Raw genomic sequence first — 19,618 nt, 5'->3', positions numbered from 1 at the left:
AATGCGTTTTGATTTTTTCCGGCGCTCCGCAGCCGAAGAAACCCCGGCGGCCCAAGAGTCGAAAGACTCGATGCTTTCGCGCAATGCAGACGGCTATGTGGCCTACACCTTGCTGCTGGATGCGCAGAAGCGCGTGGCAGGCTACAAGCTCGCCTGGCGCCCGGCGGCCAAGTCCGAAGAGGCGCCCGATGCCCTCACCCAGTTCAAGGCGCTCGTCGCCTGCGTGACCGAGCACCTCAATCCGCCGGACACCCCGTGGCAACTGGGGCGCAGCGAGTTGTTCCTCGACGTGAATGCAGAGGCGCTGGCGGACGGCGCGCTGCAATCGCTGCCGCCCGAATACACCGTGTTCTGCCTGGAGCTCGACGTCCTTGCCAACGAGGAGCTGCGGCCGGTGCTGCTGTTCCTTCGCGAGCAGGGGTTCAGCTTCATGCTGCGCGGCGCCTCGGCGCTGCCGGAAGACCACGAGCTGCTTGGCATGGTGACCCATTTCGACGTGGGCGCCGGAGACCCCATGCTCGTCGCGGCCGCCCGGCGCGGCGAGCAGCCCGACCACATGCCTATTCAGCCGATTGCGACGCGCATGGCTTCATGGAAAGACTTCGAGGCGTGCGCCGCGCGCCGCATCGACGTGTTCGCCGATCCGAGCTGCGGCCTGCCGCCGCCCGTGGCGAAAACAGGCAGCCACGCGCTGGAGCCCGAATCGATACTGATCATGCGGCTGCTGCAGATGATCCAGCGCAACGAAGACCTGCGCGAGATCGAAGCCGCCCTCAAGCGCGATGCGGCGCTCACCTACAGGCTGCTGCGCCACATGAATTCGCCCGCCGTCGGTGCCGGCGTCGAGATTCACTCGCTGCACCATGCCGTGACGATGCTCGGCTATTCGCCGCTGTTCCGCTGGCTTTCGATGCTGCTTGCAACGAGCAACCCCACGGGCAGCCCGCCCTTCATGATGAAGAAGGCGATCATGCGCGGCCGGTTCGTCGAGTTGATGGGCGAAATCATGCTGCCGCGGGGCGAGTCGGACAACCTCTTCGTGGTTGGCATGTTCTCCCTGATCGACCAGCTGCTGGGCATCCCGATGGAAGAGGTGCTGAGCAAGGTGCAGCTCTCCGATTCGGTCCAGCAGGCCATTCTTTCGCGCCAGGGCGTGTACGGCCCCTTCCTCTCGCTGGCCGAAGCCTGCGAGCTGAACACCGGCGATGCGGCGCGCCTGTCGGAAGCGCTGCTGCTGAGCGCCGACCAGGTCAACGCCGCACATCTTTCCGCACTGGCCTGGTCGCAGGACGCGGTGCCAGTCGAAGCGGCGCATTGAGCATGAACTCCGAATTCCTCTTTACCGACAGCGACTTCTCCCGGATACGCACGCTCATTCATCGCCGCGCCGGCATCGCCCTGGGAGAGCACAAGCGGCAGATGGTGTACAGCCGGCTTTCGCGCCGCCTGCGAGACCTGGGGCTGCCCCAGTTCTCCACCTACCTGAGCCTGCTGGAAGACAGCCGCGACGGCAACGAGTGGCAGCTGTTCATCAATTCGCTGACGACCAACCTGACGTCGTTCTTTCGCGAGGCGCATCACTTTCCGGTGCTGGCGGAACTGGCGCGCAAGTGCACCCAGCCCATCACCGTCTGGTGCGCGGCCGCGTCGACCGGCGAAGAACCCTATTCGATCGCGATCACGCTGATGGAAGCGCTCGGCGAGCGCGCGAGCACCGCCCGCGTCATCGCCACCGACATCGACACCTCGGTGCTGGCCAAGGCCTCCGCCGCCGTGTTCACGATGGAGCAGGTCAACCGGTTGTCTCCCGATCGCCTGCGGCGCTTCTTCAACAAGGGCACGGGCGCGAATGCGGGCAAGGTGAGGGTGCGCCCCGAAGTGGCGGCCATGGTCAAGTTCTCGCGGCTCAACCTGCTCGACGGTTCGTGGCCGGTGAAGGAGCCCGTGGATGCGATCTTCTGCCGCAATGTGATGATCTATTTCGACAAGCCCACGCAGAAAAAACTGCTGGACCGCTTCGTGCCGCTGCTGAAGCCGCACGGACTGCTTTTCGCCGGTCATTCCGAGAACGCCTCGCTGGTGAACCAGACGTTCAAGACCGTCGGGCAAACGGTGTACACCATGAGCAAGGCGCGCGCGTGAGCCCGAACCTGTTTCAGGAGCGGGGTTCCAAGCCGTCGGCCGTGCCGGGGTCGGTGGCGACCCACCACTACTTCGACCGCGACTTCGATTGCACCGCGGTCAAGCTGCTGCCCGCGGAGTACTACGTGACCGATGCCGGCATCCTGCTGACCACGGTACTGGGCTCCTGCGTGGCGGCCTGCATCACCGATGTGGAAGCCGGCGTCGCGGGCATGAACCACTTCATGCTCCCGGACGATGCCGAGGCCGACACGCGTGACCAGGTCGAGTCGATGCGCTACGGCGCCTACGCCATGGACGTGCTGATCGCCGAACTGCTGCGCGCGGGCGCAAGGCGCGAACGACTGCGGGCCAAGGTCTTCGGCGGCGCCGCGGTGCTGGCCAACATGACGATGCTCAACATCGGCGGACGCAACGCCGACTTCGTGCTGCGCTATCTCGAGAAGCAGCGCATTACCGTCGCCGCGCAGGACTTGCGCGGCCTGCACGCGCGCCGCGTGTGCCTGCTGCCTGCCACCGGCAAGGCAGTGGTGCGCAAGCTGCGCGCACAAATCGATATCCAGGCGGTCCAGCACGACGAAGGCGAGCTGTTGCGCAAATGGTCTGCCGCGTATGGCAAGGGGAGTTGGGTCGCATGAAGAAGATCAAGGTACTTTGCGTCGACGATTCGGCGCTGATCCGCAGCGTGATGACCGAGATCATCAACAGCCAGTCCGACATGACGGTGGTCGGCACCGCGGCCGATCCGCTGCAGGCACGTGACCTCATCAAGGTAACCAACCCGGACGTGCTCACGCTCGACGTCGAGATGCCGCGCATGGACGGGCTGGAATTTCTCGAGAAGCTCATGCGCCTGCGCCCGATGCCGGTGGTCATGGTGTCGTCGCTGACCGAGCGGGGCTCGGAAATCGCGCTGCGCGCGCTGGAGCTGGGCGCGATCGACTTCGTGACCAAGCCGCGGCTCGGCGTGCGCGACGGGCTCTTGCAGTACACCGAAATCATCGCCGGCAAGATCCGCACGGCCGCCGCGGCGCGGCTGCTGCCTGGCCGGCACGGCGCATCGGCGAAAGGCGCGGCGGACAACCCGCAGGAGCCCTTGCTGCGCAGCCCGCTGCTGAGCACCGAGAAGCTCATCATCATCGGTGCCTCCACGGGCGGCACGGAGGCCATCCGCGAGGTGTTGCTGCCGCTGCCCCCGGATGCACCGGCCGTGCTCATTGCACAGCACATGCCGGCGGGTTTCACGCGCTCTTTTGCGCAGCGCCTGAACGGCCTGTGCCGCATTACCGTGAAGGAGGCCGAGCATGGCGAGCGCGTGCTGCCGGGCTACGCCTATATCGCGCCCGGCGGCTTTCACCTTTCCCTGAGCCGCAGCGGCGCCAACTACGTGGCCCAGCTCGACCAGGAGCCGCCGGTGAACCGCCATCGTCCTTCGATCGACGTGCTCTTCGACTCGGCTGCACGGCATGCCGGAAAGAACGCGATCGGAATGATCCTGACGGGCATGGGGAAAGACGGCGCGGAAGGTCTGCTGCGCATGAAGCAGGCAGGCGCCTACACCTTCGCACAGGACGAGGCCAGCTGCGTCGTCTTCGGCATGCCGCGCGAGGCCATTGCATTGGGTGCCGTTGACGACGTGGCGCCGTTGGGAGAGATGGGGCGCCGCGTGCTGGCCCATCTGCGCACCTTCGGCGAACGCGCGAACCGGGTTTGAAAACGAACTGTTGGAGTTGGAAAAATCGTGATCGATAAGAGCATCAAAATTTTGGTTGTGGACGACTTCCCGACCATGCGGCGCATCGTGCGCAACCTGTTGAAGGAACTCGAGTTCCTCAACGTCGACGAGGCGGAAGACGGCGCGGCCGGCATCGAGAAGCTGCGCGGCGGAAACTTCGGCTTCGTGGTCTCGGACTGGAACATGCCCAACATGGACGGCCTGACCATGCTGCAGACCATTCGCGCCGACCCCGAGCTGGCCAAGCTGCCGGTGCTGATGGTCACGGCCGAAGCCAAGAAGGAAAACATCATCGCGGCCGCGCAGGCGGGCGCCAACGGCTATGTGGTCAAGCCCTTCACGGCGGCCACGCTCGAAGAGAAGATCAACAAGATCTTCGAGAAGCTCCAGAAAGAGGCGGCCTGAAATGACACACGCTGCGCTCGAATCCGTGGAGCACGGAAACACAGCCGAAGAGTTGCTCGGGCGCATCGGGCAATTGACCCGGCAATTGCGCGAAGGCCTGCGCGAGCTGGGGCTCGACAAGCAGGTTGCCAAGGCCGCGCAAGCCATCCCCGACGCGCGCGACCGCCTGGGCTACATCGCCTCGATGACCGAACGGGCGGCGCACCGCGCCCTCAACGCCATCGACCTTGCGCAGCCCTTGCAGGAAGACCTTGCAACGCATGCCAAGGGCCTGAGCCGGCGCTGGGACGAATGGTTTGCGAACCCGGTCGAACTCGACCAGGCGCGCCAGCTGGTCATGGACACGCGCGGCTATCTGCAAGACGTGCCGCAAAAGGCCGGTGCCATCAACACGCAGCTGATCGAGATCCTCATGGCGCAGGATTTCCAGGACCTGACGGGCCAGGTCATCAAGAAGATGATGGAAGTGGTCAACGACGTCGAGACGCAATTGCTCCAGGTGTTGATCGACAACTCGCACATCGAAAAACACCTCGAGAAGCGCCACGAGGCGGAGGCCAACAGTTTGCAGAACGGCCCGCAGGTGGTACCGGGCAACCCCGAGGCCGTCACGGGCCAGGCCCAGGTGGACGACCTGCTGGAGAGCCTCGGGTTCTAGGGGCTTGCCATGAATCCGGTGCCGGCGTGCCTCGCGCCAGGGGCCCCGAGACCCGTGGCGCTCGAGCCGGGGTGGCGGGCCTGCTTGGGCCTACTTTCCTCTGCGACTTGATGCAGACGGCGCCGAAGTCGCCGAAGGCGCCGCTCCGCCATCCACGCCGAGGCGCCCACCGCCGCCGAGGCCCTGGCCGCGTACCGTCTGCGCCTTGTAGTTGCGCAGCGACCTGACCATCTGGTTGAAGGAGTCCATGAACGCCGCGGCAATCACCTTGCCCTGTGGCGTGCGGGTGTAGCCGCCGAGGCCGCCGGCGGCGGAGAGGCCGCTCAGACCGGCAAAGCCCGCGAAGTCGGTCTTGGAAGCACTGCCTTCGGCCGCCGCGACCTGCACGCCCGAGCGGTTGTCGATAAGGGTCAACAGCGCGCTGGCTTCCTTTGTCTGCAAGCTCGCGCCCAGCTTGGCGATGGCGAGGCCTCGCCCTCCGCCCACCAACCCGCCCAATGCACCGCCGATGCCACCCGCGTCGTTGTTGCTGAACACGATCTCGGGCGAAAGGCCGTAGTCGGAAGCCACCATCTGGCCGCGGCCGAAATTGCTACCGCCGCGCATCTCGCCCGACTGCATGAGCGCGCGCTCGCGCGTCATGGCGTTCATGCCGGCCGCGCCGCGCTCGACCACCACGAAGCAGTTCGACTGCTGCACCAAGAGGCGCAGCAGGTTGGCCGTGGGCGGAAGGCGGTACTCGCCGGTGAGCACGGTGTACCAGCCGGCATTGACGTTCTCGATCAGCGAGACGGTGCCCAGCGGCGAGTCGCAGCGCTCGAGGGCGCTGTTTTCACCGGAAGTGGCCGAGCCGGCCGCGCTGCCGGTGGCCACCGTCTTGGCGGATTGGCTGCCCATCTGCATGTCGAGAGCGGGCATGTTCTGGCAGCCCGCCAAAGCCATGAGTCCGGCTACCGCCGTGGCTGTCGCAAAGCTTGCGCGCCGCCCCCGCTTGTCGAGCTTGGGATCTCCGAGCCTTGGGCGCTGCAGCGAATCCTGCGAGCTTGAAAACGGCAGGTATGCCGCATCTACGGTTTTTGTCATGTGTCTTCTCATCTGTTGATTGGCAAAGGGCCGAGATCCGTGTGCAGGCAACGAAGGTCTGCAGGCGTGACTTCAGCCATGGCTTGCAGCGGTTTCGATGGCTGCTACTTCGGCGTGTAGGTCATCTTGATCCGCTCTGTTGTGACCTCGGGCCGGGAATCTGCTGGAAGCGTATGGATCTTGAGCAACTGACCCCGATGCGCTCCTTCGGCGGCGACCCATGTGGTGAAGGTCGTGACGAAGGCCGTTTCGCCCGTACCCGTGGTTTGCTTGTTCGTGAACTTGCAAGCGTTGAAGGTGCCCATTTCCGTTTGCAAGGCTTCCCGGCCAACGTAGGTCAGATCTCGCGATACCGGGTACTCGCTCTCGATTTTTGACCCATCCGCCGTGCTGACGACAACAGTCTTTATCTTGTAGCTGCCGCTTGCCACTTGCCCCGGCTGCATGTCCACCGGGCCGGCCACGGGTGGATCGAACGTCACTGTGATGACTTGGGTCGCGACCTGCGCAATCGATCCGTACGAGATCACGTTGCCATTGACCAGGTCGTGGTAATTCTCGGCGGCGGGCGATGGATTTCCGGCGGTATCGTGGGGTTGGACCTTGACGGTCACAGGCGTGGCGCCGGCGAACGACTTGCGTTCGCCAACTGTTTCGACGGTGCGGTTCACCGTGGGAGATTGCCCGGAAATCGTCGTTCGTTCTTCGTAGTCCCGCACAGTCCCGGCATGGAAATCCGCTTCGTTCGTACAGGAGGCCGAGCTCGTCGCCGATGCCGGTGCAGGGGCTGGCGCCGGTGGTGGCGAAGGTGCGGGGGCCGGAGCAGGCGTGAGGGGCAGGATCGGAGATCCGCCGCCGCCATTGCCTCCTCCTCCTCCCCCGCATGCCGCCAATGCCGCCAATACCGCCGTGATGGCGGCAGCCATCGCTCCGATTGCCCACGGATTTCTCTGCATACGACCTCCCTCTTGTTTGTCAAAAAGGCCGGGATCCGGCCCGATGCAAATTTAGGAGAAGGCGGAGACGACCTCCAGTGTCTAAAGTCACCTGTTGCGCTCATGCAAACGCCGGGGGTCTGCAGACGCAAGTTCAGCCATGGCTTGCAGCAGCGTCGCGGCGCTTACAGGCTTGAAAAGCACAGGCACACCCGAGGCGCGCACACGCTGCAGCCGCTCGGGCGCGGTTTCGCCCGTGATCAGAAGCAGCGAGGAATCCGGCTGGAAGCGTTCGCGCAGGCGCAGTCCGACATCGAGTCCGTCCACCCCGTCGGCCAACCGGTAGTCGCACAGCAGCAGTGCGAACGGCTTGGCCTGTGCGTCGGGATGCGTCAACACTTCGACTGCAGCGGCTTCGTCGGCCACGGCCACGATATCGAGGGAATAGGCGCGCAGCAGCACCGTCATGGCTTGCCGGATTTCGGACTCGTCGTCGATCAGCAAGACGCGGCCGCGCAGGTCCGGCACCGCGAAGCGATGGCGCACGGGCGATTCGAGATCCCGGAGCAGGAGATCCGTGGGCGAATCCGGTGATGCCTCGGCCATTGGCACCAGCAGGCGAAAGCGTGTACCTCGGCCTGGGCGCGAGCGCACTTGCACCGGATGATCGAGCAGCTGGGACAGGCGCTGCACGATCGACAACCCGATGCCCAGGCCTCGGGAGCGGTCGCGTCCCGGGTTGCCGATTTGATAGAACTCCTCGAAGATGCGATCCAGCTGTCCGGGAGGAACACCGATGCCGGTGTCCCGCACCTCGATCCAGACAAGATCTCCACGTGCAAGTGCCGTGACGGTCACGCCGCCGTGTCGCGTGTACTTCAACGCGTTGTCGACCAGGTTGGAGAGCATGCGATACAGAAGTTGCGGGTCGCTGCGCACCCACAGTCCGCTGGCGCGAATGCGCAACTGCAAACTCTTCTGGTCTGCCTGCGCCGAGAAGGTGTGATTGAGCGGACGAAACAGCGCGTCGAGTTCCAGGTCACATGGCTCGGGCACTACCACTCCCGCATCGAGACGGGAAACATCGAGCATGGTGTTCAGCGACGCACCCAGGGTATCGACCGCCCGCATCAGGCGCTCGGCGTTTTCCCCTTCGGGGCGGTTGTGCAGGGCATTCTCCAGGGCTGCGCCGAACAATGCGATGGCGTGCATCGGTTGACGCAGGTCGTGGCTGGCGGTGGCCAGGAAGCGGGTCTTCTCGGCACTGGCACGTTCGGTTGCGGCGATTTGCTCGCTCAGGCGGGCGGCCAGGGCCTCGTTCTCGAAGCGCAGGATCAGCGATTCGGTCAACCGCCTGTTCTCTTGCAAGCCGGCCCGAAGGGTGAGTACCAGGTTGACAGTGCCGAACGCGGCGAGGAACCAGTTGAGCGCGTTGCCATGCCAGACCAGGGCCGCGATAAGGCCCGTCATCATGGGAATGCCATATCCGAACATGGCCGGCTTCAGAGGCCATCGTGCCTGCACCGCGCGTGTCCAGCTGCCGATGATGACCACCGTGAACACGGTGGTCATGACCAGGTCCGTCGTCGACACAAGGAACAGGGGCGCAGGCGCTGTTGCGACGCTGACCAGCGTGACCAGACGGGCGTACTTGCGCGCCCAATAGGGGCTGTCGGACATCGGCGTGTCGGGGGTCCAGCGCGGCGCCAGCAATGCGTAGAGGTCTACTGCGGCAAGAACGAGCAGCCAGTACAGCAACCATGGATGGCTGAGGCGCGAGTAGCTGAAGGCGGCCAGCGCGGCTGCAAAACCGAAATGGGCCAGAACCGCTGTGCTGTGGCCGGCGTAGACCGAAGCCACGTGCTCGCGCAATATGCGCAGGCTGAGTGCAGCGTCGACAGCCAGGTGTTGCGACACGATCTTGCTCATCGAATTGCCTCCCCGCAGGAGTTGTCTCCTGGATATTCGTATTTCGCCTGCGCAGCCGGGCTTACCGCAAGCTACTGATCAATTGCGCGCGCGAGCGGACACCGAACAGCAAAAAGATCGTCGACACGTAGTTCTTCACCGTGCCTTCGGCAAGCGCCGCTGCCTCGGCGATCTCCTTGTTGGTCTTGCCTTCCAGCACCCACTGGAGCACCTGTATCTGCCGCGGCGCAAGCGCTTGCCAGGCGCGGCGATGGGCGGGTTTTTCGGGGCAGATGGATGCGCTGGGAAGGCGAGGCAACCCGTCGACCGCGTCGCTCCCGAGCAATCCGCAGGCCCGGATGAAACTCACCACTTCCTTGAGGTTTGTCGACTTGGGGATGAAGGCGCTTGCGCCCAACGCCAGTGCTCCCTGGGCGATCGTGCTCTGTGCGAGCGAGGTGGTGCCGGAGCCGGAAAGAACCACGATGCGTGCCGCAGGATAGCGGGCATGAAATTCCACCAGGCCACTCAGGCCTTGGGTGTCGGGTAAGGCCAGGTCCAACAGCACCAGGTCGACGGCACCCTGGGCGCTTTCATACAAGTCCATGGCCTCGGCGAGACTGCCGGCCTCGAAGACCTTGACTTCCACTGCCTCACCCGATGGCGTGCTCTGCGCCTGCAGCAGTGCGCGCACCCCCAAGCGTACCAACTCATGATCGTCCACGACCAGAATGGCGCGTGGTTGCCGTACGTGCGCAGGAGCGCCGTGCTTTGGTGGGGAATGCTTCGACGCGTCGGGACTCACACAACGGAATCTAACGGTTTCGCGCAGGAAGGTAAGTGACGAAAGTCATTTGGCTCGTTGCGCGCAGGTTCAGTTCTTTTTCGTAGTACAAATTCAGTAGCAATTGATCGCGCTCAATTGCTGGCCGTTACGAGCCAGGCCGCCAGCTCCCGTGGAAGCCGAACGGCACACGGTGCGGTAAGCGGGCGACCGCCACCGGCCCCGCGGGCAGGTCCATGGCATCGAACACCAGCAGGTCGCTGCGATTTTCGCGTTCGCGCCACGCCACGGCCAGCAGCCAGCCATCGGCCTCGGCCGCGTCGGCTGCGCGCGGAACGAACACCGGTTCGGACACGACGCCGCCGTGCGCCAGCGTGTAGATGCTGCGCTTGCCCGTATCGAAGTCGAAACGGGCCAGGCTGTCGTAGAGCACGCTCTGCGAATCGTCCCGCGCGCGGGGCGTCGCATGGCAGGTGTAGAAACCGTCGCGGTTGCGCCGCCCTGTGTAGCGCTCGTCGATACGCGGAAATTCCGCTACCAGGTCGTCGAGGTACTCGCGCTGGAACCCGGTGCCCGTGCCGGCCAGATCGAAGGTCCAACGGCACAGGCGCGCGGCCATGGCGTGGGGATCTCCGGGGCGGCCTTCGGCGTCGGGCAGGCCGGGGGCCGTGTCCGACTGCATCACATAGGCCACGATGGTGTCGCCGTCCTCCCAGGCATTCATCACGTGGAACATATGGCAGGCGTCGGTGTCGAACCAGCGCAGCATGCCGGGTGCGCCACCGCGGCGCATCACGCCGACATGGGTTCGCTTGGCGGCATCCCACGCCAGGAGCGGCTTGCCGCGCATGGCGCGCTCCACGCTGAGCGTCAGCGGCGTGACGGGAAAGAGCACATGACCGTGCGTCAGCATGAAGTCGTGCGCCATGCTGGCGTGCGGCGCTGTGAACGACTGCAGTTGCGTGACCTCGCAGTGATGGTTCATCACGCCATAGAGCATGGTCGGAGAACAGGGGCCATCGGGCGAATAGGCGAAGAAATGCAGTTCGCCGCTTTCGGGGTCGACCTTCGGGTGCGCGGTGCAGCGCGAGTTCACGCGGTCGCCGAAGCTCTGGTGCCCCTTGGAAGCCAGCGTGAAGGCGTCGAGTTCGAAGGGCTGATGCGACTCCTCGAGCGCGAACAGCCGGCCGCCATGCCACAGCATGCTGGTGTTGGCCGTGCCGCCGTTGCGGCCCTGCGCCAGCGGATCGCTGGTGGCGGGGTTGCCGAAGGTGCCGAAGAGCGCGCGGCCGGCTTCATGCTCGAGTTGCCACTTCGGCGTGCGCGCCCAGCGGTTGCTATACGACACCTTGCCGCCCCCGATATGGAAGGCGTGCACCATGCCGTCGCCCGAGAACCAGTGATAGCTGTCGTCGCGCGGTGCGAACTGCGGATTCGGGCCGACGCGGTACAGGCTGCCAGAGAGCCCGGGTGGCAGGGCGCCTTCGATCTCGAGCGCGGCAATGTCGTGCTCTTCGGTCAGCGGCGAGTAGTTGCCGGTAAAGAAGTGAGGGTTCTTCTGCGCTGCTGCGTTCACTGGGTGCCTTCGGGTTTGTTCATGAGGGGCGGTGTGCCATCGAGTTGTGCAATGGCTTGCCCGACGTAGGCGGCCAACGCCGCGTCGATGCCCGAGCCGGCCCGCAGCGCCGCGTCTTCGCGAAACGCCTGCTGCAGCTTTGCATGCAGTGCCGCGTCACCGCCCGCCTTGGCGAGCGACAGCGCCTGCCAGCGCAACGCCAGCGCGCGCATGGCTGGCCCGTGGAGTGGAGCGTTGGCCATCATCTGCTGCCGGACTTCCGCGATGAGCGGCGGCCACGCATCGGTCTGCGCAACGTAGTGCCGGCGCAGCGTGGCCATGTCTTCCTCGCTGCAGTAGGGCGCATAGAGTTGCAGGCGCGCGAACGCCATGGCGTGCGAGATGTAGCGGATGCCCGCGCGGTCCACACCGGTGAGCGCATGCAGCGATGGCTCGTTCCAGTGCATGGCGTAGAGCTTCATCAGCAGGCCCTCGTCGCCGCCGGCTTCTTCGAGCAGCAGCGCAATCCAGCGCTGCGCCAGGGCTTGCGCCTGCGGGCTCTCGGGCGGCGTGCCGGCGGCCACCAGGCTGCGCAGCAACTCCGACAATTCCGCGCGCTCGGGCGCCATGGCATCGGCCGAGCCGCCACGCTGCGCCTTGAGAGTGCGCTGCTCGTCGTCACTGAAGTACTTTGCGCCCGCGACCATGCTTTCGAGCGCCAGCAGCCAGTCGTCGATGCCGGGCTCTTCGCTGGCCTGCAGCAGGCCCTGCACCGCGAGCAGGTGGGTGCGCAGCGCAGAGGCTCGCAGGATCTCTTCGTCGAGCTGCGCCACCTGCCGTGCCACGACTTCCGACAGCCCTCCGGCGTCGTCGTCGAGAAGTTGCTGTATGTCCGCGAGCGGCAGGTCGAGCCGCCGCAGCGCCTGGATGCGGAAGAGCCGCGCCACGTCCTTGCGGCCGTACAGGCGGTAGCCGCCGCTGGACCTTTCAGATGGCACCAGCAGTGCGATGTCGTCATAGTGACGCAATGCGCGCACTGTCAGCCCGGTGCGCCGGGCGAGTTCGCCGATCTTCAAGAACATGCCTTCCCTCTCAAGTTGAAGGCATCCTAGACCCTGCCGTTACGAGAGGGTCCAGCGGCGCTAGAGCGAATCTTTCAGGTTCGCGCGCAGGCGGCTGATCGCCTGGCTGTGCAACTGGCACACGCGCGACTGGGTCACTTCGAGAATCGCGCCGATTTCGCGCAGGTTCAGTTCTTCTTCATAATACAAATTGAGCAGCAGCTGGTCGCGCTCGGGCAGGGCGGCGATGGCGTCGACGAGTTCGTGGCGAAAACCGGCTTCGAGCAGTTGCGCCAGCGGGTCGTCGTCGGCGCCCGGGCGGCCGTTCTGTGCCTGGCGGTCGAGCCAGGGGTTGTCGGATTCGCCTTCTTGTGCAAAGTCTTCGACGTACAGCAGCTGGCAACCCTGGATGTCCTGCAGCAACGACTGGTACTCGTCCAGGTCCATCTTCAGTTCCTTGGCGATCTCCCCTTCGGTGGCGGGCCGGCCCAGCCGGTGCTCGAGCGCCTGGATCGCCTGCTCGACCTTGCGGGCCGACTGGCGCAGGCTGCGCGAGCCCCAATCGCTGGCACGCAGTTCGTCGAGCATGGCCCCGCGGATGCGCTGGCTCGCAAAGGTTTCGAACTGCGCGCCGCGGTTGTCCTGGTAGCGGGTGGAGGCGTCCAGCAGGCCGATCATGCCGGCCTGGATCAGGTCGTCGAGCTCGACGCTGGCGGGCAGCTTGGCCAGCATCTGGAGCGCCATGCGGCGCACCATCGGCTGGTGCTGCTTCAGCAGGTGAGACTTCTCAATGGTGCCCTGAGCTGTGTACACGGCTTTGCCTTTCCTCTTGTCCTTGTTGCGGCGCCAAGGCGTCGGGCCGCCAGGGTGTCGGCTCGGCGTCCTTCGGGCGGGCGGCCGGGCGCCATGGCCATTGCGCAACGCCGGCGCCGATGACGCGGAAGTCCACCGCCGCCGGGCTGGCCGGGAACGCCTCCACCACAGTCCGGCGGAGGCGCCTCGCATCCTGCAGGTGCGGGTCGGCCCGCACCCAGCCGGCGGGCTGCATCGAAACCGCCAGATAGCGGCTGCCTGTGTCGATCAGGTTGGCCATGAGTCGCCGGGCCGCTTCGGGATCGGCAACGCCGTTGACCAGAAGGCGGAGCTGGCGCAGCGCGTGCGCGTAGTGCAGCCGCTTGATGCCCGAATAGGTGGCCGTGATGGACGTCGGGTTGGGCTGGAGCACCACCACGAGTTCGTCCGCCATCCGCGCCAGCGGCGACAGATGGCCGGCGCTGTCGAGCGACGCATCGATCAGCACCACACCGCCGTCCCAGAAGAGACGCGGATCGGTGTAGTCGGGCTGGCCGCCCGGCAGCGCGGGCAGCACATTCACGCCGCACTCGGTCTGCGCGGCCGCGCCTTCGCAGGTCAGCCGCTTGGAAGCGACGTCGGCCAGCGTTCCGAGTGGGTCGACGGACCATGCGGCGCAAACCGAATTCGCGCCGGCCTTGTGCTCGTCCATCAGCAGCACGTCCTTGCCCATGTGGGCGAGCGCTGCTCCCAGGTTCATCGCCGCCGTGGTGGCGCCCTGCCGGCGCTCCATGGCCGCAATGGCAATGACCCGCGCGGACGATTGCGCGAGAAGTCGCCGCAATCCGTCGGCTTGATCCGGCACCAGCTTGCTCACGTGTCCAATGCCTCCAGCAGGAAGAACAGCTTGCCCATGCCTGCATAGAGCACGTTGCCCGAGATCGGCCGGCCGGGCCGCACAGGCCGGCCGGTCAGCTGGCCCAGCAGCGCGCGCGCACGGCCGGCCCAGTCGCCGTCGGCCTGCAGCAGCCGCCACACCGTGGTGGTGACCTGGCCTGCAATGAGCAGGCGCTTCATCATGTGCGGATCGCCCGCTTCGCCGAGCCCGCCGATGACCGAGAGGCCCTGGCGCAGCAGGCGGAAGCAGGGCTCGGCTTCGATGGCCCAGGCTTGCCATTGCGCAAGCTGCTGCGCGGAAACTTCATTGCCGACGTTGCACAACGCATAGCTCTGCGCCACGACCTTGCGGCTGCGCGGATCGGTCACCCTCGTCACGACGCAGCGAAGACCGGGCAGGCCGCCGTCGGTGCGCAGCGTGATGTTGGCCTGGGCTTCCGATTGCAGCGCGGCGCGGCCCTTGAAGGTCACGGGGCGCTCTTCGCCGAAGGAGAAGTCCAGGCCGGTGAGCGTGGCGTATTCGCCGGTGCGCGGGTCGATGACCGCGGTGGAGCCGGGCGCGCGTGCCATCCATTGCTGGCGCTGCACTTTCCACTGCAGCATGAGTTCGGCCGCGGGCAGCCGGGACAGCATGTGCACCACGGTCTTGTCGAAGTCCTGCTGGCGCAGCCATTGCACCTGCCGCACACCGGGCCTGCGCGTGGGATCGGTGGGGTTGCGGGCCGTGCCGGTGGAAAGCCACTGGTTGGGCGCGGCAAGGGGCATGCCGGTGCGGTCGGACAGCAGCAGGCTGCCATGGCATTGGTACGCATCGCCGCCTTCGTCCGACTTGAGGCCGACCTGGCTCGACAGCGCGAGCAGGTGCGTGTCGCAGCCCGTCGCGATCTCGCTCGTGGCGTGCGTCATGAGCGCCTCCAGCACCGCCTTGTGGCCGACGTTTTCATCGGCGGCCTGGCGCCAGAGCGCGCGCGATTGCTCGAAGCCGAGCGGAGCGTTTGCGAGCGCGGCTGCGGCAGAGGCCACTTCCTGTGCGTCGTGCGCCATGGCGCGAATCAGCTGACGGTAGCGCAGCCGCTGCCGCTCGGCCTCGGCCTGCGCGGCGGACGCATCGGCGTTTGCGGCAGACCCATCTTGCATGTCGCTTTCGCCGGGAACGAAGAGCGCGCTGCGGCTGTTGGCCTGGAACACGCTGTCCACCAGCTGGGCGCGGTCGGCGCGCATCAGGTTCTCGGGCACCTTCTGTCCGCTGGACACGTAGTGCACCGGCAGGCGGTGGCGGATCACGGTGTCGATCAGCGCACCGGGATGAGTGGCTTCGTCGACCTTGGTGAAGATGCAGCCCGCGAGCTCGTTGCCGCCGCCGTGCCGGTAGGCGTGCACCACTTCGTTGAGTGTGTCGCCATGGCTGGCGGCGTTGAGCAGCAGCAGCCTTTTGACGGGGCGCTGGCTGTTGCAGAACATCGCGATCTGGTCGGAGACGGCGCGGTCGCGCTGGCTCATGCCGACCGTGTCGATCAGCACCATGTGCTTGTCGCGCAGGTCTTGCAGCACCAGGTGCAGGTCGGCGGCATCCTTCACGGCGTACACCGGCACATTGAGGATCTGGCCGTAGATGCGCAGTTGCTCGTAGGCACCGATGCGGTAGCTGTCGGTGGTGACCAGCGCCAGCTTGTCGGCGCCGAAGCGCATCACGCAACGCGCGGCGAGCTTGGCCGTGGTCGTGGTCTTGCCCACGCCGGTGGGGCCCATCAGCGCATACACGCCGCCTTGCGCCAGCAGCGCATCTTCGTCTTCATGCACCGGAAGAGTACGGATCAGTTCGGAGCGCACGAAGGCCATGCCCTGCGCATAGCTCTGGCCCGTGGGCAGGTGCTCCAGCATGGCCTTGGAGAGGCGTGCGCTGAAGCCGGCGCCGAGCAGCGTGCGCAACAGGCGGCCGCGCATCGGGTCGCGCCGCTGCTTGTCGTTCCAGACCACGCCGGCGAGCTGCTCTTCGATCATGCAGCGCATTGAGTGCAGCTCTCCGAGCACGCTCTCGACTGCAACGGGGGCAGCCGCGGGTGCAGGGGCGGGCGTCGGGGTGAGCATGAAGGCGGACGCGGGGGCGGCTGCAGGAGCTGCAACAGGAGCTGCAGGGGCGGGAGCCGGCGTGGGTTGCACGGTGGCTTGCGCCGCGGGTGCGCTGGCACGCACTTCTTCCACGTCGTCCGGCGCCATGGCGACGATTTCCACGCCTTCGGCAACCACGCGGTTGGTCAGCACCATCGCTTCGGCGCCGAGTGCTTCGCGCGCCAGGCGCAGGGCTTCCCGGCTGGTCGGGGCGACGAACTTGCGTGCGCTGGTCCGCACGTCTGTCTGGGTGTTCAAACTCTTCCTCCAATGGTGGCGGTGATCTTGATGTTGCGGGTGTCAGGTATCTCCGCATGCGAGAGAACCTTGAGCTGGCGGAAGCTGCGGCGCAAAAAGCGCGAGAGCAGAACCCGCAGCGAATGCTGGACGACCAGCACCGGCGCAAGGCCCATCTGCTCCTGGCGGGCAATCGCGGCGCGGGTCTGCTGCATCAGGCTGTTGGCGAGGCCGGGCTCGATGCCGTTGTTGTTGGCAAGCGCCTGCTGCAGCACGCTGTCGAGCGCGCCGTCCAGGCCGATGACCTGCAGTTCGGAATCGCCCGGGAACAGCTGCTGCGTGATCGCGCGGCCAAGCGCCAGGCGCGTGAGCGAGGTGAGCTCGGCGGCGTCCTTCACGGTCGGCGCATGCTCGGCCATCACGTCGAGAATGGTGCGCATGTCGCGGATCGGCACCTCTTCGTCGAGCAGGTTCTGCAGCACCTTGTGCAGCGTGCTCAGCGAAATGACCTTCGGCACCAGGTCTTCGGTGAGCTTGGGCGCGGTCTTGCCGATCTGGTCGAGCAGCTGCTGCACTTCCTGGCGGCCCAGCAGCTCGGCGGCGTGGGTCTGGATGAGATGGTTCAGGTGCGTGGCCATCACCGTGCAGGCGTCGACCACCGTGTAGCCGAGCACCTGCGCCTCCTGGCGAAGGCTGGCGTCGATCCACACCGCGGGCAAATGGAAGGCCGGGTCTTGCGTGGGCGTGCCGGGCAGGGTGCCGGTCACCTGGCCGGGGTTGATGGCCATCCACTGATTGGGGAAGGCTTCGCCGCGGCCGATTTCGACGCCCTTCAGGCTGATCACGTAGGTGTTGGGCGCAATCTCGAGGTTGTCGCGGATGTGCACCACCGGCGCGAGGAACCCGATTTCCTGGGCGGTCTTCTTGCGGATGCTCTTGATGCGGCCCAGCAGTTCGCCGTTCTGCGTCTGGTCCACCAGCGGGATCAGCCGGTAGCCGACCTCCATGCCGAGCGGATCGACCAGCGCCACGTCGTCCCACGTGGCCTCGGGCGCTTCCACCGCCGGTGCGGCTGCGGCCTGCGCGGCGGCGGCTTGCTCTGCCGCGGCCTGCGGTGCGCGCTTGAGGATGCGCCGACCCAGCCACACCAGGCCACCCGCGATCAGCAGGAACGCCAGGTTCGGCATGCCCGGAATCATGCCCATCAGGCCGATGAGACCGGCCGTGAGAAAAAGCACCTGCGGGTTGGAGAACAGCTGGCCCGTCAGCTGGCGGCCCACGTCTTCGTCGGTGGTCACGCGCGACACGATGACACCGGCGGCGGTGGAAATCACCAGCGCCGGAATCTGCGCCACCAGGCCGTCGCCGATGGCCAGCAGCGTGTAGGTCTTGCCGGCGGTGCTGAAGTCCAGCCCGTGCTGCACCATGCCCACCACCAAGCCGCCGATGATGTTGATCACCATGATCAGGAGGCCAGCCACCGCGTCCCCGCGCACGAACTTGCTGGCACCGTCCATGGAGCCGTAGAAGTCGGCTTCCTGCGCGACTTCCTGGCGGCGCTTGCGTGCCACGTCTTCGCCGATCAGGCCGGCGTTCAGGTCGGCGTCGATCGCCATCTGCTTGCCCGGCATCGCGTCGAGCATGAAGCGCGCGCCAACCTCGGCAATGCGGCCCGCGCCCTTGGTGATCACCATGAAGTTGATCAGCACCAGGATGATGAACACCATCACGCCGACCGCGAAGTTGCCGCCGACCAGGAAGTGGCCGAAGGCCTCGATCACCTTGCCTGCCGCGTCCGGACCCGTGTGGCCGTGCATCAGCACCACGCGCGTGGAGGCCACGTTGAGCGACAGGCGCAGCAGCGTGGAGAACAGCAGCACGGCGGGGAAGGCCGCGAAGTCCAGTGCCTTCATGGTGTACATGCTCACCAGCAGCACCATCACCGACACCGCGATGTTGAAGGTGAACAGCAGGTCGAGCAGGAAGGGCGGCAGCGGCAGCACCATCATGCTCAGGATGAGCACGATCAGCACCGGGCCGGCGAGCCCCTTCCACTGGGTGCCGGAGAAAAATTGCGCTTGCAGGCGCGTCAGGGTGGCGTTCATGCGGCGTTCAACGAGTATTCGAGCGATTCGGGAATCGGCAGGTCGACGGGCGTGCGCGGCGCTTCGCCGCCTTCGCTCTTCCAGCGCTTGAGCTGGTAGACCCAGGCCAGTACCTCGGCCACCGCGGTGTAGAGGCCGGCCGGGATTTCGTCGCCGAGCCGGGTGTGTTTGAACAGCGCGCGCGTGAGCGGCGGCGCTTCGAGGATCGCAACGTTGTTTTCCCGCGCAAGCTCGCGGATGCGTGCGGCCACCAGGTCGCTTCCCTTGGCCACCACGCGCGGCGCGCGCATGTCGTTGTCGACATACTTGAGCGCCACCGCGAAGTGGGTGGGGTTGGTCACCACGATGTCGGCCTTCGGCACCTCGGCCATCATTCGCCGGCGCGCCATCTGCTGCTGCTGGCGGCGGATCTGCGCCTTGATGTGCGGGTCGCCTTCGCTTTCCTTGTGCTCCTGGCGCAGGTCTTCGCGAGACATGCGCAGCTTGCGGTGGTAGCTCCACAGCTGGTAGGGCACGTCGATGAGCACCACCAGCAGCAGCGCGGAGGCAATCAGGGCGCAGTTGCGCGCCACCAGGGCGATCATCTGCGGCAGCGCGGCGCGCTCCGACTGCGCCATGAGCGTGGTGACCTCGTCCATGTTGTCCATGATCACCAGCCACGCCACGCCGCCGATCAGCAGCGACTTGGCCAGCGCCTTGATCAGCTCCGACAGGGCCTGTGCCGAGAACATGCGGCCGACGCCGGCAATCGGGTCGAGCTTGCTGAACTTGGGGCCGAGCGCCTTGGCCGAAAACAGCCAGCCGCCGAGCATCAGGGGGGCGACCACCGCAGCGACCACCATCATGCCGAACAGCGGCGCGAGCGCGAGCAGCGCCTCGTACGCCATGAGCCCGGCGCGGGCCATCATGTAGGAAGGGTCGAAAGCCGTGGCCCGGTCGAAGCGCATGCCCTGGGCCAGGGCGCCGCGCAAGGTGCCGCCGAGCGAGTCCGCAGTGAGCCACAGCCCGGCGACGGCCGTGCCCAGCATCACGAAGGTGACAAGCTCCCGCGATCGGGCAACGTCCCCTTCCTCGCGCGCCTTTTCAAGGCGCTGCGGTGAGGCAGGTTCGGTTTTTTCGAGGTCGCTTTCTTCAGCCATTCATGCTCCGGGCGAGCGTTGGCGAAAGAACGCCTGCTCATGGCTGCCAATTGTTCGTTTTCAGGCCTCCGGA

At 66.1% G+C, this 19,618-nt stretch carries 17 protein-coding genes; 6 read left to right on the top strand and 11 right to left on the bottom strand.

Annotated features, from left to right (window positions below):
• The first annotated feature begins 1 nt into the window (after nt 1).
• From ABIC94_RS07545 to cheZ, 6 genes are read left to right on the top strand one after another with little or no spacing between them, the layout of a single operon-like run.
• A complete protein-coding gene (locus tag ABIC94_RS07545) occupies nt 2–1,318 on the top strand; it encodes an EAL and HDOD domain-containing protein (RefSeq protein WP_354372409.1) in 1,317 nt (438 codons plus the stop codon).
• A 2-nt stretch (nt 1,319–1,320) separates the two neighbouring features.
• Nucleotides 1,321–2,142, top strand: coding sequence for a CheR family methyltransferase (locus tag ABIC94_RS07540; protein ID WP_354372408.1), 822 nt, complete (start codon nt 1,321–1,323; stop codon nt 2,140–2,142).
• Nucleotides 2,139–2,780, top strand: a complete 642-nt coding sequence (gene cheD / locus ABIC94_RS07535) for a chemoreceptor glutamine deamidase CheD (protein ID WP_354372407.1) — start codon at nt 2,139–2,141, stop codon at nt 2,778–2,780. The genes ABIC94_RS07540 and cheD overlap by 4 nt, the downstream gene beginning before the upstream one ends.
• On the top strand, nt 2,777–3,856 hold the full coding sequence (locus ABIC94_RS07530; protein ID WP_354372406.1) for a protein-glutamate methylesterase/protein-glutamine glutaminase: 1,080 nt from the start codon (nt 2,777–2,779) through the stop codon (nt 3,854–3,856). Before cheD ends, ABIC94_RS07530 begins: the two co-directional genes overlap by 4 nt.
• 27 nt (nt 3,857–3,883) lie before the next feature.
• Nucleotides 3,884–4,282 carry a chemotaxis response regulator CheY gene (gene cheY, locus ABIC94_RS07525; RefSeq protein WP_354372405.1) on the top strand — a complete coding sequence of 133 codons (399 nt, stop codon included), beginning with the start codon at nt 3,884–3,886 and terminating at the stop codon, nt 4,280–4,282.
• A gap of 1 nt (nt 4,283) precedes the next feature.
• Nucleotides 4,284–4,940 (top strand): protein phosphatase CheZ, encoded by a 657-nt coding sequence (gene cheZ, locus ABIC94_RS07520; protein WP_354372404.1) that lies wholly within the window; start codon nt 4,284–4,286, stop codon nt 4,938–4,940.
• Nucleotides 4,941–5,030: 90 nt separating this feature from the next.
• On the opposite strand, the gene ABIC94_RS07515 is transcribed toward cheZ, so the two are convergent.
• From ABIC94_RS07515 to flhB, 11 genes are all read right to left on the bottom strand, one after another.
• Complete coding sequence (locus tag ABIC94_RS07515; RefSeq protein WP_354372444.1) at nt 5,031–5,882, bottom strand: CsgG/HfaB family protein; 852 nt, start codon at nt 5,880–5,882, stop codon at nt 5,031–5,033.
• Between the two features lie 245 nt (nt 5,883–6,127).
• Complete coding sequence (locus ABIC94_RS07510; RefSeq protein ID WP_354372403.1) at nt 6,128–6,694, bottom strand: hypothetical protein; 567 nt, start codon at nt 6,692–6,694, stop codon at nt 6,128–6,130.
• 372 nt (nt 6,695–7,066) lie between these two features.
• Nucleotides 7,067–8,887 carry an ATP-binding protein gene (locus tag ABIC94_RS07505; protein ID WP_354372402.1) on the bottom strand — a complete coding sequence of 607 codons (1,821 nt, stop codon included), beginning with the start codon at nt 8,885–8,887 and terminating at the stop codon, nt 7,067–7,069.
• Nucleotides 8,888–8,948: 61 nt separating this feature from the next.
• The gene (locus ABIC94_RS07500) at nt 8,949–9,599 is read right to left on the bottom strand and encodes a response regulator transcription factor (RefSeq protein WP_436317955.1); all 651 of its coding nucleotides are present in this window, start codon (nt 9,597–9,599) and stop codon (nt 8,949–8,951) included.
• A 199-nt stretch (nt 9,600–9,798) separates the two neighbouring features.
• Nucleotides 9,799–11,226 carry a carotenoid oxygenase family protein gene (locus ABIC94_RS07495; protein WP_354372400.1) on the bottom strand — a complete coding sequence of 476 codons (1,428 nt, stop codon included), beginning with the start codon at nt 11,224–11,226 and terminating at the stop codon, nt 9,799–9,801.
• The gene (locus ABIC94_RS07490; protein WP_354372399.1) at nt 11,223–12,287 is read right to left on the bottom strand and encodes a MerR family transcriptional regulator; all 1,065 of its coding nucleotides are present in this window, start codon (nt 12,285–12,287) and stop codon (nt 11,223–11,225) included. Before ABIC94_RS07490 ends, ABIC94_RS07495 begins: the two co-directional genes overlap by 4 nt.
• Nucleotides 12,288–12,347: 60 nt before the next feature.
• Nucleotides 12,348–13,079 carry an RNA polymerase sigma factor FliA gene (locus tag ABIC94_RS07485; RefSeq protein ID WP_354372398.1) on the bottom strand — a complete coding sequence of 244 codons (732 nt, stop codon included), beginning with the start codon at nt 13,077–13,079 and terminating at the stop codon, nt 12,348–12,350.
• Entirely contained in the window at nt 13,054–13,935 is an 882-nt protein-coding gene (locus ABIC94_RS07480) for a MinD/ParA family ATP-binding protein (RefSeq protein ID WP_354372397.1), read from the bottom strand. Before ABIC94_RS07480 ends, ABIC94_RS07485 begins: the two co-directional genes overlap by 26 nt.
• A complete protein-coding gene (gene flhF / locus ABIC94_RS07475; RefSeq protein WP_354372396.1) occupies nt 13,932–16,322 on the bottom strand; it encodes a flagellar biosynthesis protein FlhF in 2,391 nt (796 codons plus the stop codon). The genes ABIC94_RS07480 and flhF overlap by 4 nt, the downstream gene beginning before the upstream one ends.
• Nucleotides 16,319–18,406, bottom strand: coding sequence for a flagellar biosynthesis protein FlhA (gene flhA, locus ABIC94_RS07470; protein ID WP_354372395.1), 2,088 nt, complete (start codon nt 18,404–18,406; stop codon nt 16,319–16,321). Before flhA ends, flhF begins: the two co-directional genes overlap by 4 nt.
• On the bottom strand, nt 18,403–19,545 hold the full coding sequence (gene flhB, locus ABIC94_RS07465; protein ID WP_354372394.1) for a flagellar biosynthesis protein FlhB: 1,143 nt from the start codon (nt 19,543–19,545) through the stop codon (nt 18,403–18,405). The genes flhA and flhB overlap by 4 nt, the downstream gene beginning before the upstream one ends.
• Nucleotides 19,546–19,618 lie beyond the last annotated feature (73 nt).

The organism is Variovorax paradoxus (assembly GCF_040544635.1).
Taxonomy (GTDB): Bacteria; Pseudomonadota; Gammaproteobacteria; order Burkholderiales; family Burkholderiaceae_C; genus Variovorax; species Variovorax paradoxus_R.
Note: the sequence above shows the minus strand (reverse complement) of the source record. Positions and strands in the feature narration are given on the sequence as shown.

What these genes read in the sequence shown, in the direction of transcription:
- ABIC94_RS07505 (WP_354372402.1), bottom strand. Translation starts at nt 8,887, where the DNA reads ATGAGCAAGATCGTGTCGCAACACCTGGCTGTCGACGCTGCACTCAGC.
- ABIC94_RS07540 (WP_354372408.1), top strand. Translation starts at nt 1,321, where the DNA reads ATGAACTCCGAATTCCTCTTTACCGACAGCGACTTCTCCCGGATACGC.
- flhB (WP_354372394.1), bottom strand. Translation starts at nt 19,545, where the DNA reads ATGGCTGAAGAAAGCGACCTCGAAAAAACCGAACCTGCCTCACCGCAG.
- cheZ (WP_354372404.1), top strand. Translation starts at nt 4,284, where the DNA reads ATGACACACGCTGCGCTCGAATCCGTGGAGCACGGAAACACAGCCGAA.
- ABIC94_RS07530 (WP_354372406.1), top strand. Translation starts at nt 2,777, where the DNA reads ATGAAGAAGATCAAGGTACTTTGCGTCGACGATTCGGCGCTGATCCGC.
- ABIC94_RS07490 (WP_354372399.1), bottom strand. Translation starts at nt 12,287, where the DNA reads ATGTTCTTGAAGATCGGCGAACTCGCCCGGCGCACCGGGCTGACAGTG.
- ABIC94_RS07515 (WP_354372444.1), bottom strand. Translation starts at nt 5,882, where the DNA reads ATGGCTTTGGCGGGCTGCCAGAACATGCCCGCTCTCGACATGCAGATG.
- flhA (WP_354372395.1), bottom strand. Translation starts at nt 18,406, where the DNA reads ATGAACGCCACCCTGACGCGCCTGCAAGCGCAATTTTTCTCCGGCACC.
- ABIC94_RS07545 (WP_354372409.1), top strand. Translation starts at nt 2, where the DNA reads ATGCGTTTTGATTTTTTCCGGCGCTCCGCAGCCGAAGAAACCCCGGCG.